The following is a 15,098-nucleotide window of genomic DNA, read 5'->3' on the forward strand; positions in this document are numbered from 1 at the left end:
GTTAGTTATATTAACTTCTAAATTTTGGTACGATTTTTTCATTGAAAACACTGAAAAAACATAGTCATAAAATCTCAGGCAAAAGTAATACTTAAAGTCGATTTTCGAAATGTTAGGGAACTGTTAATTGATAATTTAGAAGGATTCTAAATAAATAAATGACCAATGTTTTCGTTTATCTCGTATATATTTGCAATAAGACAATTAAAAAGAAATTACAATGAATTTAAAAAGCGTCTATCTTACAGTTATTTGCATTGTTTTCTGCCTATTTTTAGGTAATGCGCAAGATGGAGATGTAACCATAAATCAAGACGATCGCATTCCAAAACTTCTTGAGTTAAAAAAGAAGATGAATAAGGATGAAACTAATTCTAGACGTTATAAAATTCAAGTCTATTCTGGAAATAGAAATGGTGCTAAAAATGCACAAAAAGATTTTGCTGAAGCTTTTGGCGATTGGCGACCTGTAATGCATTATGAAACACCAAACTTCAAAGTTTGGGCTGGAAATTTTAACACACGCTTGGAAGCTGATAGGGCTTTAAAACGTATAAAACGCAAATTTCCTTCTGCATTTATTTTTAAACCTAAGAAAAAGTAAGAGACATTAAAAAAGCGAATCTGATTAGATTCGCTTTTTTGTTTTATTTCAATTTCTTCTTTACTTCTACTTCATGGAAGGCTTCAATAATATCACCTTCTTTAATATCGTTGTAATTCTTCACTTGCATACCACAATCGTAACCCTTTGAAACTTCCTTAACATCGTCCTTAAATCGTTTCAATGAGGTTAATTCTCCAGTATGTACTACTACACCATCGCGTATTAAACGTACACCAGAGTTTCTAAAGATTTTACCATTGGTTACCATACAACCTGCAATACTTCCAATTTTGGACACTTTAAATACTTGTCTGATTTCAGCTGTACCTGTAACTTCTTCCTTAAGCTCTGGAGACAACATGCCTTCCATTGCATCTTTAAGATCATTGATAGCATCGTAGATAATAGAATATGTTCTGATATCAATTTCTTCTTTGTCAGCAATATCTCTTGCATTCCCAACAGGTCGCACATTAAATCCAACAATAATTGCATCAGAAGCTGACGCTAATAACACATCACTTTCAGTAATAGCTCCAACGCCTTTATGTAAAATATTTACTTGTATTTCTTCGGTAGATAATTTCTGGAACGAATCTGTTAATGCTTCTACTGAACCATCCACATCCCCTTTAAGTATAATATTCAACTCTTGGAAATCACCAAGTGCAATACGACGACCAATTTCATCAAGTGTGATATGACGTTGTGTTCTAACAGATTGCTCTCGTTGTAATTGTGAGCGCTTTGCTGCAATTTGTTTCGCTTCTCGCTCATCTTCAAATACATTGAATTTATCTCCTGCTTGCGGTGCTCCATCTAAACCAAGTATAGATACTGGTGTAGAAGGCCCTGCTGCTTCGATATCATTTCCACGCTCGTCATGCATTGCCTTTACCTTACCACTATGTTGACCTGCCAATACATAATCTCCAACACGTAGTGTACCAGCTTGAACTAGAATAGTAGACACATAACCTCTTCCTTTATCTAAGAATGCTTCTACAACTGTTCCTACAGCAGGTTTATCTGGGTTTGCTTTCAATTCTAAAAGCTCAGCTTCTAATAAAACTTTTTCTAACAATTCTTTTACACCTGTTCCCATTTTGGCAGATATATCATGAGATTGTATTTTACCTCCCCAATCTTCTACTAATAAATTCATATTAGCAAGACCTTCCTTTATTTTTTCAGGGTTTGCTGCTGGTAAATCAATTTTATTAATAGCAAATACAATAGGTACTCCAGCTGCTTGGGCATGAGAAATAGCCTCTTTGGTTTGTGGCATAATATCATCATCTGCTGCTGCAACAATAATAGCTATATCTGTAACCTGAGCACCACGAGCACGCATTGCCGTAAACGCTTCGTGACCTGGTGTATCTAAAAATGCTATTTTTTGTCCGCTATCTAAAGTTACACCATAAGCACCAATGTGCTGGGTAATACCTCCTGACTCTCCTGCAATCACATTTTCTTCACGGATATAATCTAAAAGCGATGTTTTACCATGATCTACATGCCCCATTACTGTAACGATTGGCGCACGTGCTTTTAAATCTTCTGGATTATCTTCATCTTCTACAATCGATTCTTCAATATCAGCCGTAACGAATTCTACCTGATATCCAAACTCTTCAGCAACAATAGATAAAGTTTCAGCATCTAAACGCTGATTCATTGTTACCATCATTCCTAAAGACATACATGCTGAAATAATTTCGGTAACTCCCACGTTCATCATAGTAGCTACTTCACTTGCAGTAACAAACTCTGTTACTTTAAGAATTTTACTTTCAGCTGCTTCTGCTTGTAATTCTTTTTCTGTTTGATCTCTATGTTGATCTCTCTTCTCTCTACGATATTTTGCTCCTTTACCTTTTGAAGATTTACCTTGTAATTTTTCAAGTGTTTCGCGCACTTGTTTTTTTACATCTTCTTCACTAGGTTCTTCTTTTACAACATTGCGACGCCCTTTTCCTTTAAACCTATCATTGTTACGGTTACCACCTCTCTGGTTATTACCGCCTTGCCCTCCACTAGGACCAGCTTTACTAATACGACGCCTTTTCTTTTTGTTTGCATTGCCAGTAGAAGCTCCTCCTTCTTTTTTCTCCTCTTTTTTCTTCTTTGGCTTATTAAATTGAGATAAATCTATTTTATCTCCAGCAATCTTAGGGCCTGTAAGCTTTTGGTATTGTGTTTTTACTTGCTCATCAGGAGTAACCAATTCGTCATCAACAACAATCTTCTTTGGTGTCTCCTTTTTCTCTGGTTTTACTTCTTCTTTCTTAGCTACGAGCTTTTTTTCTTCAACCTTTGCTGGTTCCTCTTTCTTGTTTACCGGTTTTTCTACAACTTCTTTTTTGGCAATAGGCTTTTCCTCGGCAACAGGCTTTTCTTCTTTCGCTTCAACCACAACCTTTTTCTTTGGTTCTAAATCTATTTTACCAACAGTTTTAGGTCCCGAAAGTGTTGATGCGGCCTTAACAACCTCAGATTTTTGCACAGCTTCTTGAGCTTTTTGCTTTTCCTCTAGCTCTTTTTCACGTTTAATACGCAAATCTTCCTTTTCCTTTAGCTTAGCTTCACTTACCTCTTGTGACTTCATCTTCTTATTTGCATCCGTCTCAAATTCATCTGAAAGCACATTATAAGTCTCCTCAGAAATTTTTGTAGTTGGACGCTTCTCTATCTCTATGCCTTTGGAATCTAAAAATTCCACAGCACGGTCTAAAGAAATGTTCAGCTCTCGTAAAACTTTATTTAATCTAATTGTTTCAGCCATAAATTGCCTTTAAAATCTCAAATATACTATAATACCTCTACTGTTAAAACTTCTTTTAAAATTTCAGTTGGTACTAATCTTCGAATTCTTCTTTAAGAATTCTAATAACATCATTTATCGTCTCCTCTTCTAAATCTGTTCTTTTTACTAAATCGTCAACATCTTCTTCTAGAACACTTTTAGCGGTATCTAATCCAGCTTTACTGAATTCTTGAATAATCCATTCTTCTATTTCGTCTGAAAATTCACTTAACTCAACATCTTCTTCAGCTCCTTCTCTGAATACATCTATTTCGTAACCTGTTAATTGACCGGCCAAACGAATGTTATGACCTCCTCTACCAATAGCTTTACTAACTTCCTCAGGTTTTAAAATAACCTCAGCGCGTTTGTTTTCTTCATCAAGTTTTATAGACGTTACACGTGCTGGACTTAATGCTCTTGTAATGAATAATTGTAAGTTATTCGTATAATTAATAACATCAATGTTTTCGTTACCTAACTCACGAACAATACCGTGAATTCTAGAACCTTTCATGCCAACACAAGCACCTACTGGATCTATTCTATCATCATAAGAATCTACAGCAACCTTTGCTTTCTCGCCTGGGATTCTTACTACTTTCTTTATGGTAATTAAGCCATCAAATACCTCTGGAATCTCCTGCTCAAATAATTTTTCTAAAAATACAGGAGAACTTCTAGACATAATAATTGTAGGTTTTGCTCCTTTAAGTTCTACTGTATCTATAACACCTCTTACATTATCTCCCTTTCTAAAAAAATCAGATGGTATTTGTCTGTCTTTTGGCAATACAATCTCATTACCTTCATCATCTAGTAAAATAACTGCTCTATGTCTTATATGATGTACTTCAGCAGTATATATCTCTCCTACTAAATCTTTAAATTGTTTGTAGATTATAGTGTTATCATGCTCATGAATTTTAGAGATAAGATTTTGGCGTAATGCTAAAATAGCGCGTCTCCCTAAATCTATTAGCTTCACTTCTTCTGACACATCTTCACCTACTTCAAAATCTGGCTCTATCTTTCTTGCATCGGTTAAAGATATTTCTTGGTTTTCGTCTTCTACTTCTCCATCAGCAACAACAATACGATTTCTCCAAATTTCTAAATCGCCTTTATCAGGGTTTACAATAATGTCAAAATTATCATCGTCTCCATATTTTCGTTTTAAGGCGCTTCTAAAAACATCTTCTAAAATCGCCATTAGCGTAACACGATCAATTAATTTATCGTCTTTGAATTCTGAAAAAGATTCAATTAACGCAACATTCTCCATAACTCTACTTGAATTAAAATTTAATCATAACTTTTGCTTCTACAATATCTTCGTAAGCCACATTGGCTTGTTTTTTTACAGTAACCTTACCTTTACCAACAGGTTTTGGTTCTCTAGCTTTCCATTCTAAAAGAATAGTGTCTTCTGATGCTTCAGTTAATACCCCTTCTAATTTATCTGATGTGGTCTTAACTTTTAAAGTACGGTTTATATGTCTTTTATACTGCCTTTTGTTTACCAAAGGCGATGAGGCTCCTGCAGACATCACTTCCAGAGAAAAATCTTGTGCTTCCCTATCTAAATTATGCTCAATAGCTCTGCTTAAAAACATACAATCTTCTACCAACACACCATTGTCCCCATCAACAATTACCTTTATGTGGTTTGCAGCGTTAACATCAAAATCTATTAAAAATAAATCTGGACGTTCGCCTAATGCATCTTCTAATAAGCTGTGTACTGTATCCTTAAACATTTTAGTATAAAAAGAGGGGACTCTCCGTCCCCTCATAATTAATTTCGCCTGTTCAACGCGGCAAATATAATATATTAAATTGGTTTTTAAACTATTTACACCTATTTTTATTAGAGTTTATATGACTTGATCTTAAACCTTAAAAATAACAAAATAAGTAACAAGCAAACACATCTTAATCATTAAATATATTTCCTCAAATTTTTATAAATAGGTAGTAACTTGATAAATATAATAGGATACTATTAAAAGGTTAAAAAATTACATACTTTAACTTTACCAAACTCAATATAAACACCTGAAAAACAAAATAATAAAACATTTACAGATGGTGAAAACTCTAAAAACAAAAAAAGCTTTCAATATATATTGAAAGCTTTTTAAATGTTGGCCTACTAGGGCTCGAACCTAGACTCTTCTGGACCAAAACCAGACGTGTTGCCAGTTACACCATAGGCCAATGCGGGTGCAAATTTAGCACAAAGTTTTGTTTGCACAAGATTTTTTTTAGAAAAATGAACTTTCTACGCGTCTAAGTTTTAAAAAAAACACATATTGTAACATAATCTTAGTTAAAGTGAAAGCGTTAATGTTAAGGGTTGTATAATATTTATCGCTGTTTGATATTTATCATTAAATTCGCCACAGCTAACAAACACAGATTTTAGATGATGGATTTTAATTTTAAAAAATGGAACACCATTTTAGGTTGGTTCTCTTTTTTAATTGCTTTAATTACATATAGCTTAACGGTAGAACCTACCGTGAGTTTTTGGGATGCAGGAGAGTATATTTTAACATCATCTAAATTACAAGTAGGGCATCCTCCTGGAGCACCACTTTTCCAAATGCTTGGCGCCTTTTTCTCAACCTTTACTTTTGGAAATAATGAGCTTATTGGTTGGATGATGAATATGATGAGCGCCGTGGCTAGTGCATTTACAATCCTATTTATGTTTTGGACCATAACATTGCTACTTAAAAAGTTAGTAGGTCATCTTAATACTGAAAAGGATGATACACTATCTAAACCGCAACTTCAAGCCATTTTAGGTAGTGGTCTAGTTGGAAGTTTAGCATTTACGTTTACAGATTCATTCTGGTTTAATGCAGTAGAGACAGAAGTATACGCCATGGCTACCTTAATCATGTCTTCGTTATTTTGGTTAGCATTGCGTTGGGAGCAAGACATGGATAAGCCTCGTGGAAACCGTTGGCTAATTTTAATTGCTTTTATCATTGGGCTTTCGTTTGGAGTACATTTTATGGGACTTCTAACTATTCCTGTAATTGGCCTTATTTATTACTTTAAAAATTACAAAACAATTACCATTAAAAACTTCATTATTGCTAATGCAGTTTCGGTAGCAATACTGTTATTTGTATTTAAATTATTAGCACCAAACATTCTTAAAATTTTCAGTGTTTTTGAAATTTTCTTTGTAAACAATGTTGGATTACCTTTTAATTCTGGGTCTATTTTAGCAGGTATCGTATTGGTTGCCATAATTTTCTATGCGTTACGCTATACCCAACAAAAAAACTATGTACATTTAAATACTGGTGTTTTGTGTTTAACATTTATTATCATTGGATTTTCTACATGGTTAATGTTACCTATTCGTGCTAATGCCAATGTTGTGATTAATGAAAACAACCCTTCTAGTGCGCGTGAACTTCTAGCATATTATAACTTAGAGCAATACCCTGAAACACACTTATTTTATGGTCCACAGTTTACAGACATGTACGCATATTTAGATAAAAACAACCCTTATATTGACGATAAGCCCAAATATGAAAAAGACGAAGAAAAAGGCGAATACGTTATTGTAAACGAATATAAAGATGCTAAACAGAATTACAATTCTGATCACGCAGCTATATTACCAAGAATGTGGAGCAGTGAGCATGCAGAAAATTACATGATATATACTGGGTTTTTAAATTTTTCAGTCAGTCCTGACATCTATAAATCTCGTTATCGAAGTGCAATTTCTGCAGGAGCTACCGAAGAGCAGGCTAATACCTATGCGCTCAACGAAGTTACACAATACAAAAGAAAAATAAATGACTTTAAAAATCAAGTCGCTCAAGGTAATGTTGATTATGAAGATTACAATGCGTTTTTAAAAAGAGAGCAATCTAATTTAGATATTGAAAAGCCCAATTGGGCAAGTAATATAAGGTATCTTTTTGAATACCAGTTAGGGTACATGTATTGGCGTTATTTTATGTGGAACTTTTCCGGGAGACAGGATGATATCCAAGGTAAATTAGATAATAACGGTAATTGGATAAGTGGTATTAAACCTATTGATGAGTTTCATTTAGGTTATTCTCAAGACAATTTACCTAGCGATGTGAAAAACAACAAAGCCAGAAACACGTATTATTTTTTACCTCTTATTTTGGGACTCATTGGTATGTTTTTCGTCCTAAACTCAGACAAAAAGCTTTTTTGGGTCATGCTAGTGTTTTTCCTCTTTACAGGATTAGCCATCCAGGTGTATACTAATGTACGCCCTTTTGAGCCTCGTGAACGTGATTACTCAGTAGTAGGGTCGTTTTATGTATTTGCCTTATGGATAGGTATTGGTGTATATGGTATTTATCATGCTTTAAAAAATAAATTACCTAAAGCTATGGCAGCACCTATTATTACAATAGTTTGTTTAGTTCTTGTTCCTGGGGTATTGGCGGCAAATAATTGGGACGATCATGATCGTTCAGGCAAGTACACCGCACAAGCTATGGCTAGAAAATACCTGGATTCTTGTGCTGAAAATGCTATACTGTTTACCATTGGAGATAATGATACGTTTGCACTTTGGTATGCGCAAGAAATTGAGGGCTACCGAACAGATGTTAGGGTAGTAAATACGAGTTTATTTCAAACTGACTGGTATATAGACCAAATGAAGCGAAAAGCTTATGAGAGTGATCCTATTCCCTCTCAGTTAAACCATAAAGATTACTTATATGGTGCTAACGATTATGTAAGGATAGAATCCCTTACCCAAGATACCATAAGTTTAAAATATGCTTTAAATTTTATTCAGGATGATGCTCCTAAAACCAAGTATAAATATTTAATGCAAAAACAAGGTTACGATATAAGTGGTATTAGAAGTCAAGATTTAAATGCTAATTATTTATTCACACGTAATATTCGCATTGATGTTAATAAAGACAATACTCTAAAAAATGGTATAGTAAAAGCCAAAGACACTGATAAAATTGTACCCTATATTGATATTGCTATACAAGGTGGTGCTATTTACAAAAACCGCTTATTGATGCTAGATATTGTTGCTAATAATGAATGGAAGCGTCCCATATACTTTACCGGAGGAAGCTTTGGTAATGATGATTATATCTGGATGAAAGATTACTTACAACTAGATGGTATGTGTTATAAACTTGTGCCAATTAAAACAGAAGTTGATAGAGCAAACCCATTTGACATGGGACGAATTGACACAGATCTTATGTACGAACAAGTAAAAACTTGGAATTGGGGTAATAGTGGCAGTCCTGATATTTATCATGATCCTGAAACACGTAAAAACTCTATTACTTATAGAGGTAATTTAGCACGGTTAGTTGAAGAACTGATAAATGAAGACAAACTTGAAAAGGCAGAAGAAGTAGCAGATATTGCTATGAAAAATATGCCTGTAGAATACTTTGGATACTACACTTTATTGGAACCCTACATAGGCGCATATTATGAAGTAGATGCAAAAGAAAAAGCCAGAGACTTATATTTTGATGTAAGTAAAAAATACCAAGAAAATCTAACTCATTATAGTGGTTTATCCGAAGAAAACCAAGAACGTTTGTTTGAGGATATTTATGTAGACATTCAACGTTATAAAGGTTTAATTGATGTGCTAGTTAAATATGACAAAGAACTAGCTGAAAAAGAAGGCGATATTTTTAATAACTATCTTAGGTTGTTCAAGTATTTTTATGGAGAGGAAGAAGAAACAGAAGTAGAAAAAACTGATATTGACATGCCTTTGGATAGTAGCACTACCATTGAATCGGTTGATTAAATACTGGCAAAACTATGCCTTTTACACCTGTAAAAACACCTAAAGTTGTAAAGTCGCTTTTTCCAAATTATGTTTGGAATGTTGATACCTTAAAAAAAGATATCTATCTTACTTTTGATGATGGGCCAACACCAGAGATTACGCACTGGACGTTAAATACGCTTACTAAGTATAATGCCAAAGCCACGTTTTTCTGTATTGGGGCGAATATAGAAAAGCACCCCAGTATTTTTCAGGACATCTTAGAAGAGGGACATAGTATTGGTAACCATACGCAACAGCATTTAAAAGGTTGGAAAACAAATACAGAAGCATACTTAAAAGATATTGAAAAAGCTCAAAAGGTAATTAAATCTAAAATTCTGAATTCTCAATTGAGAATTCAGAATTTATTCCGTCCGCCTTATGGCAAAATCACACCCAAACAAGGTAAACTACTCCTAGAAAAAGGCTATAATATTATCATGTGGGACGTATTATCTTATGATTGGGATAAAACAGTTTCAAGAGAAGATTGCTTAACGAATGTAATTTCAAAAACACAAAACGGAAGTATCGTTGTGTTTCACGATAGTATTAAAGCTTCAAAAAACATGCAATATGTACTCCCTAAAGTTTTAAAACATTATACTGAAGCGGGATATCGGTTTAAGAGTTTAAATACGTTTTGACAGAAGATTTACTGATTAGTATAAAGTTAGAAAAAATGATAACTTCGTTTAACATCTTATTACAGTTCATCAAAAACAGAATTGCATCTACACATTGTATGCTTACGAAACACAAGGCTCTGACACTAATGGCGTATGAATGACATATTAAAGACGTTATCATATATGATTAAACCAAATACTTTTACTTCAAATTAAAAACACACAGAAATGAACAATTTGAATTTAGCACAAAGAGTAAAAGATTTAAGAAATAGAAAAGGAATCTCACAAGAAAATTTGGCAGAAGAATCTGGTTTAAGCTTAAGGACAATTCAGAGAATTGAAAATAACGAAACAGTTCCTAGAGGAGATACTTTGAAAAGACTATCTATTGCTTTGGACACCTCACCTGATGAAATAGTGGATTGGAAAATACAAGAAGACCAAAACTATTTGACTTTGATGAGTCTTTCTGCACTTGGTTTTCTATTTTTCCCTATACTTGGAATAATTATTCCTTTAACAATGTGGATTTTTAAAAAAGACAAACTAAAAAATGTAAATGAACTTGGAAAATCAATGTTGAATTTTCAAATATCTTGGACTTTATTATTATTTCTATACTACTTATTTATAATAACAGGAATGTTTGGCGGTGTTTTAAATGGAATATTACCAAATTGGAATTTTGGAATATTTACAATTTTCATTCCTTTATTAGTGCTTTACGCATTCAATTTTATAGTAACTATTTATAATACAATTAGAATTTATAATAAAAAATCATTTAAGTATATACCTGCATTACGAATTTTAAAATAAAAGACACTAACCACACAACAAAGACGTATAAAATTAATTACTTGTTGCTTACGAACATACTCACGAAAATCCTCTCGAATTTTCTATTAGACCTGTATTTCTAAATCAATTTGAAACACGCAACTAATCACAAACAAGTTAAACTAACCCTTACAAAAAATACAGAAACATAGTCTAGAAAAAATCTTAGCACTCATGCCCGCATAGAGATTGAGTAGTAAAAACTTGACCACGCTCTAAACAATATCTAAAACATCTTCTAAAGTTTGATAGACCTTTTGTAATTGTGCATTTGTAATTACATAAGGCGGTTGAATATAAATGGTGTTGCCAAGGGGACGTAAAAAGATACCGCGATCCATAAAGAATTTTAAAAGTTTATCTCGTAAATCGCCATAACGCTGCATTTTGGTGTTGAGGTCTAGGGCGAAAATAACACCTAAATGTCTTGTTGTTTTAACTTTTGGGTGGTTTTGAATACGTTTTTTAAAATCGGTATGAGATTTTATAATGTTTTGGATGTTATTTTGAATTTTAGCTGAAGTTAACAATTCTATACCTGCAATTGCGGCAGCACAAGCCACAGGATTTGCAGAGTAGGTGTGGCAATGAAAAAATCCTTTGGAGATATCTTCACTTAAAAATCCTTCATAAATATCCTGAGTACACGAGGTAATGGCCATAGGTAATAAACCAGCAGTTAGAGCTTTACTTAAACAGATAATATCGGGCTTGGCTTCTAGATAGTCTGAGGCAAAATTTTTGCCTGTTTTCCCAAAACCTGTCATAACTTCATCAGCTATGGTAAGTATGTTTCGCGTTTTAAAAAAGTTTAAAATAGTATTTAGTCCATTAGCATCATGGGTTTTCATGCCTGCTGCTCCTTGAATTAGGGGTTCGTAGATAAAACCCGCTATTTTATGGTTAGAGACTAATGTTTTTAGTTGTTGTAAAATGCTATCTGTATTACTGTCGTTTGGAACAGGTATACGTTTTACGTTTATTAAAAAATCTTCGAATGGACCATTATAAACCGAAAGTCCAGAAACGCTCATAGCTCCAAAGGTGTCGCCATGAAAACCATCTTCAAACGCTATGAATAGCGAGCGTTTTTCGTCTTTGTTAAAATAGTATTGCAATGCCATTTTAATACCCGCTTCTACCGCAGTAGAACCGTTATCATTAAAATATATTTTATTTTGATTATGGGGTAATATTTTAATGAGTTCTTCGGAGAGTTTTACAGCAGGTTCGTGTGTGAAATCACTAAACATCACGTGGTCTAACCGCTGCATTTGTTTATGTGTAGCTTCAATAATATAATCATTGCAATGCCCATACATACAGGTGTACCATGATGAAATTGCATCTATATATTCGTTACCATCTTCATCTGTTAAAATACAATCTTTGGCTTGCACTATAGCTAAACTTTCTGGGTTTAGTTGATGTTGTTTTAGTGGATGCCACAGGTGTTTTTTATCGCGTTCTTGTAAACTCATATATTTTGTCATTCCTGCAAAGGCTGGAATCTATTATTTTATTATACTTTTTTCTGAATTCCTGCCTTTGCAGGAATGACAGGATTCATCAAAGCTTGTTACGGAATTTATCTGCATACTCTTTAACCACATTTTTATCAAAATAAGGTTCTTCATTTATTCTTCCAATTACAGAAACTTGTGTCATTTTTATTATGATATCTTCGGTAGATTTGTGTTCGTCTCCGCTAAAAAGAATAGACACATCAAAACCTTTTTCTTTTAATGCATTAATAGTTAAAAGCGTGTGGTTGATGCTACCTAAATAATGACGTGATACTACAATGATTTTATAATTTGGAGAAATTAAATCTAAAATGGTGTCTTTGCTACTTAAAGGCACAAGCAAACCTCCTGCACCTTCAATAACCAAATGGTTTTTAGTTTTAGGTGGTTTAATAGTTTTAACATCAATCTTAATGCCGTCTATATCTGCAGCGCCATGAGGACTCATAGGTGTATTTAAGGCATAAGTGTTAGGATGAAATTTAGATTTGGAATTAGATACTAAGCGTTCTACTTTTTTGGTATCGCAATTGTCTAAATCTCCAGCTTGTACAGGTTTCCAATAATCAGCTTCTAAAGCTTCGGTAATGATTGCTGAGGCTACAGTTTTACCTACATCGGTTGAGATTCCTGTGATGAAATATGTTGTCATTTTAAGTCAAATTCGGTTTTACAATCTTCACATCTATACTTGTGTCTTGTATAAAATGGCAGTGCAGAAAATAGCACCCCAAAAATAAAAGCAAAAAATGACTTAGCATCCTTTATTGTTGAAAATAATAAAACATGTTGCCCATTACAATTTGGACAGCTAATCGTGTTTCCATTATCATCAATAGAATATTTGTTTATAGACTCAAGAATATGTTGAGCTTTTAAGGCGTCAACAGATAAAACTTTTAGTTTTACACCACCAATGGCGTTGCTTACCAGTGGATCTGTATCTATGGTAAGGTTGTCTGATAAAAATACTTGAATGCCCTCAGCCTCCAAGCGTCCTTTTATAATTTGTGCTTCTGTAGAATACTGAAATCTGGCAATGGTTTTAAATTTACTACTCATAGCATAACAAAAGTAGCTAACAGTTGTAAAACTTTTGATATTTCATCTTGGGAATTATAGCTATGTAAACAAAAACGTAAACGTTCTTGACCTTCTGGAACCGTTGGAGACAAAATAGGTTTAACATCAAAACCATTGTTTTTAAACTGCTCTGCGATAGATTTTACCTTAGTAGTACCAGAAACAATGCAACAATGAATAGCAGAATGTGATGCAATAAAAATAGTTTCAAGCTTATTTCTTTTTATTTCAGCTTTAAAGTGGTTAATATTTTTGTGCAGTTTAGTAATATTCTTAGTGTTTTGCAATGCATTGTAGGCTGTGTATATGGTTGCTAAACTATGTGGTGGTAATGCTGTAGTATAAATAAAACTACGTGAAAAATTAATGAGGTATTGCTTTAGTTTTTCGCTGCCTAAAATAGCTGCACCGTGGCATCCCATGCCTTTTCCAAAGGTTGTAATTCGTGCAAAAATAGCATGCTCAATATTTGAATTTTGAACAAGACCTTCCCCTTGTTTCTCGAATACACCTACTGCATGCGCTTCATCAATTATTAAATAGGCTTTATGCTTTTTACTTAGTTGCGCTAAAGTGACTAGATCTGGTGTATCACCATCCATGGAAAATACAGATTCTGTAACGATGTAGATATTTGTTCCTTTTGGACTTCGGTTGTACTCAGTCTGACATCTTTTTTCTAAATCATTTAAATCATTATGCTTAAACTTGTATGCTTTCGCATAACTCATAGTGATACCATCACGAATTGAGGCATGAATATATTCATCATAAAAAATAATATCTCCCCGCTGTGGCACACTTGAGAAAAAGCCAATATTGGCATCATACCCTGAATTGAAAATTATAGCAGATGGACTGTTATGAAATATACAAAGTTGTTGTTCTACTTTGTCATATAACTTATGGTTTCCAGAAAGTAAGCGAGAACCAGTTGCACCGTTTTGTTTAATGTTGTTTTCTATCAAAAATTTATGAGCATCATCAAAAATGGTTTCGTTTTTTGAAAACCCTAGATAATCATTGGATGAAAAATCTACTAAACCATCTTGTACACCAAGTTTGCGTAAGGCATTATTCGCTTTGCGCGCTTCTAGTTTTTGATTTAGTTTTTTTGGTAAGCCTTTCATCTAAAAACAAATATAAATAATGCTTTAATCATTTAGCACTTTTAAATTTTTTAATTAAAAATTATTGTTTTTCAATAATTTTATTTAATTTTGTTATCGTAAAACAATAATTTATATAAAATGAAGACTATTGAAGTTTTGCGGAAACTAATAAACATTTACTATTATTTATTGCTATTCGTACTTGTTGGAATAGTTATTTTCATTCCAATCAAGATTCAGCAGGGAGAAGCCATGGATTTAAGAATGATTGAAGACTATGATACTTCAAGCCTAAGTATTCCCAGCTTGATTGCTATAGTAGTAGTGCTAACCATTATCTACATACTATTTATTAGAGCGGTTTATTTACTAAAAGGTACGCTAAAGGATTTATCTGAAGGCAACTATTTTTCTGAACTGATTATTAAAAATTTTAAAATGATTGGAAAGCTTATAATAATTTGTGGGGTTTCTTTTGCGGTTTTTAAATTCGTTTCCAGGTTAGTGCTGTTGAGTGATGTTAGGTTAGGTATAGATTTTTCTTTGCTTACGCCTATAGTCATTGGTTTGTTCTTTATGTTTTTAAGTGAAGCTTTTGAGAAAGCAAGATTAACCGAACAGGAAAATAATTTAACTATATAATA

General features: G+C 33.3%; 12 protein-coding genes and 1 tRNA gene. 5 read left to right on the forward strand and 8 right to left on the reverse strand.

From position 1 onward, the window contains the following. Positions 1-220 precede the first annotated feature (220 nt). Positions 221-604: an SPOR domain-containing protein gene (locus EYD46_RS07565; protein WP_130936471.1), complete on the forward strand. Its 384-nt coding sequence runs from the start codon at positions 221-223 to the stop codon at positions 602-604. 43 nt (positions 605-647) lie between these two features. On the opposite strand, the gene infB is transcribed toward EYD46_RS07565, so the two are convergent. The 4 genes from infB to EYD46_RS07585 form a co-directional block, all read right to left on the reverse strand. Next, the gene (infB, locus tag EYD46_RS07570) at positions 648-3,395 is read right to left on the reverse strand and encodes a translation initiation factor IF-2 (RefSeq protein WP_130936472.1); all 2,748 of its coding nucleotides are present in this window, start codon (positions 3,393-3,395) and stop codon (positions 648-650) included. A 73-nt stretch (positions 3,396-3,468) separates the two neighbouring features. After that, entirely contained in the window at positions 3,469-4,701 is a 1,233-nt protein-coding gene (nusA, locus tag EYD46_RS07575; RefSeq protein ID WP_130936473.1) for a transcription termination factor NusA, read from the reverse strand. A gap of 13 nt (positions 4,702-4,714) precedes the next feature. After that, positions 4,715-5,176, reverse strand: a complete 462-nt coding sequence (gene rimP, locus EYD46_RS07580) for a ribosome assembly cofactor RimP (protein ID WP_130936474.1) — start codon at positions 5,174-5,176, stop codon at positions 4,715-4,717. A gap of 387 nt (positions 5,177-5,563) precedes the next feature. Then, positions 5,564-5,636, reverse strand: a tRNA-Gln gene (locus tag EYD46_RS07585). A gap of 208 nt (positions 5,637-5,844) precedes the next feature. Here EYD46_RS07585 and EYD46_RS07590 point away from each other — a divergent pair. The 3 genes from EYD46_RS07590 (at position 5,845) to EYD46_RS07600 (ending at position 10,712) form a co-directional block, all read left to right on the forward strand. After that, positions 5,845-9,237: a DUF2723 domain-containing protein gene (locus EYD46_RS07590; RefSeq protein ID WP_130936475.1), complete on the forward strand. Its 3,393-nt coding sequence runs from the start codon at positions 5,845-5,847 to the stop codon at positions 9,235-9,237. A gap of 14 nt (positions 9,238-9,251) precedes the next feature. Then, the gene (locus EYD46_RS07595) at positions 9,252-9,908 is read left to right on the forward strand and encodes a polysaccharide deacetylase family protein (protein WP_130936476.1); all 657 of its coding nucleotides are present in this window, start codon (positions 9,252-9,254) and stop codon (positions 9,906-9,908) included. A gap of 210 nt (positions 9,909-10,118) precedes the next feature. Beyond that, the gene (locus EYD46_RS07600) at positions 10,119-10,712 is read left to right on the forward strand and encodes a helix-turn-helix domain-containing protein (RefSeq protein ID WP_130936477.1); all 594 of its coding nucleotides are present in this window, start codon (positions 10,119-10,121) and stop codon (positions 10,710-10,712) included. Positions 10,713-10,948: 236 nt separating this feature from the next. On the opposite strand, the gene bioA is transcribed toward EYD46_RS07600, so the two are convergent. From bioA to EYD46_RS07620, 4 genes are all read right to left on the reverse strand, one after another. Continuing rightward, entirely contained in the window at positions 10,949-12,214 is a 1,266-nt protein-coding gene (bioA, locus tag EYD46_RS07605) for an adenosylmethionine--8-amino-7-oxononanoate transaminase (RefSeq protein ID WP_130936785.1), read from the reverse strand. An 88-nt stretch (positions 12,215-12,302) separates the two neighbouring features. After that, complete coding sequence (gene bioD, locus EYD46_RS07610; protein WP_130936478.1) at positions 12,303-12,911, reverse strand: dethiobiotin synthase; 609 nt, start codon at positions 12,909-12,911, stop codon at positions 12,303-12,305. Continuing rightward, complete coding sequence (locus EYD46_RS07615) at positions 12,908-13,321, reverse strand: putative signal transducing protein (RefSeq protein WP_130936479.1); 414 nt, start codon at positions 13,319-13,321, stop codon at positions 12,908-12,910. Before EYD46_RS07615 ends, bioD begins: the two co-directional genes overlap by 4 nt. Next, a complete protein-coding gene (locus EYD46_RS07620; protein ID WP_130936480.1) occupies positions 13,318-14,472 on the reverse strand; it encodes an aminotransferase class I/II-fold pyridoxal phosphate-dependent enzyme in 1,155 nt (384 codons plus the stop codon). The genes EYD46_RS07615 and EYD46_RS07620 overlap by 4 nt, the downstream gene beginning before the upstream one ends. A 120-nt stretch (positions 14,473-14,592) precedes the next feature. Between EYD46_RS07620 and EYD46_RS07625 the strand changes: the two genes are divergently transcribed. After that, entirely contained in the window at positions 14,593-15,096 is a 504-nt protein-coding gene (locus EYD46_RS07625; RefSeq protein WP_130936481.1) for a DUF2975 domain-containing protein, read from the forward strand. Positions 15,097-15,098: the final 2 nt, after the last annotated feature.

Source organism: Hyunsoonleella pacifica (genome assembly GCF_004310335.1).
Lineage (GTDB): Bacteria > Bacteroidota > Bacteroidia > Flavobacteriales > Flavobacteriaceae > Jejuia > Jejuia pacifica.

Excerpts from the sequence above, each read along its gene's own strand:
- EYD46_RS07620 (WP_130936480.1), bottom strand. The coding sequence starts at position 14,472 with ATGAAAGGCTTACCAAAAAAACTAAATCAAAAACTAGAAGCGCGCAAA.
- bioD (WP_130936478.1), bottom strand. The coding sequence starts at position 12,911 with ATGACAACATATTTCATCACAGGAATCTCAACCGATGTAGGTAAAACT.
- EYD46_RS07600 (WP_130936477.1), top strand. The coding sequence starts at position 10,119 with ATGAACAATTTGAATTTAGCACAAAGAGTAAAAGATTTAAGAAATAGA.
- bioA (WP_130936785.1), bottom strand. The coding sequence starts at position 12,214 with ATGAGTTTACAAGAACGCGATAAAAAACACCTGTGGCATCCACTAAAA.
- EYD46_RS07565 (WP_130936471.1), top strand. The coding sequence starts at position 221 with ATGAATTTAAAAAGCGTCTATCTTACAGTTATTTGCATTGTTTTCTGC.
- infB (WP_130936472.1), bottom strand. The coding sequence starts at position 3,395 with ATGGCTGAAACAATTAGATTAAATAAAGTTTTACGAGAGCTGAACATT.
- EYD46_RS07595 (WP_130936476.1), top strand. The coding sequence starts at position 9,252 with ATGCCTTTTACACCTGTAAAAACACCTAAAGTTGTAAAGTCGCTTTTT.
- EYD46_RS07625 (WP_130936481.1), top strand. The coding sequence starts at position 14,593 with ATGAAGACTATTGAAGTTTTGCGGAAACTAATAAACATTTACTATTAT.
- EYD46_RS07615 (WP_130936479.1), bottom strand. The coding sequence starts at position 13,321 with ATGAGTAGTAAATTTAAAACCATTGCCAGATTTCAGTATTCTACAGAA.
- rimP (WP_130936474.1), bottom strand. The coding sequence starts at position 5,176 with ATGTTTAAGGATACAGTACACAGCTTATTAGAAGATGCATTAGGCGAA.
- nusA (WP_130936473.1), bottom strand. The coding sequence starts at position 4,701 with ATGGAGAATGTTGCGTTAATTGAATCTTTTTCAGAATTCAAAGACGAT.
- EYD46_RS07590 (WP_130936475.1), top strand. The coding sequence starts at position 5,845 with ATGATGGATTTTAATTTTAAAAAATGGAACACCATTTTAGGTTGGTTC.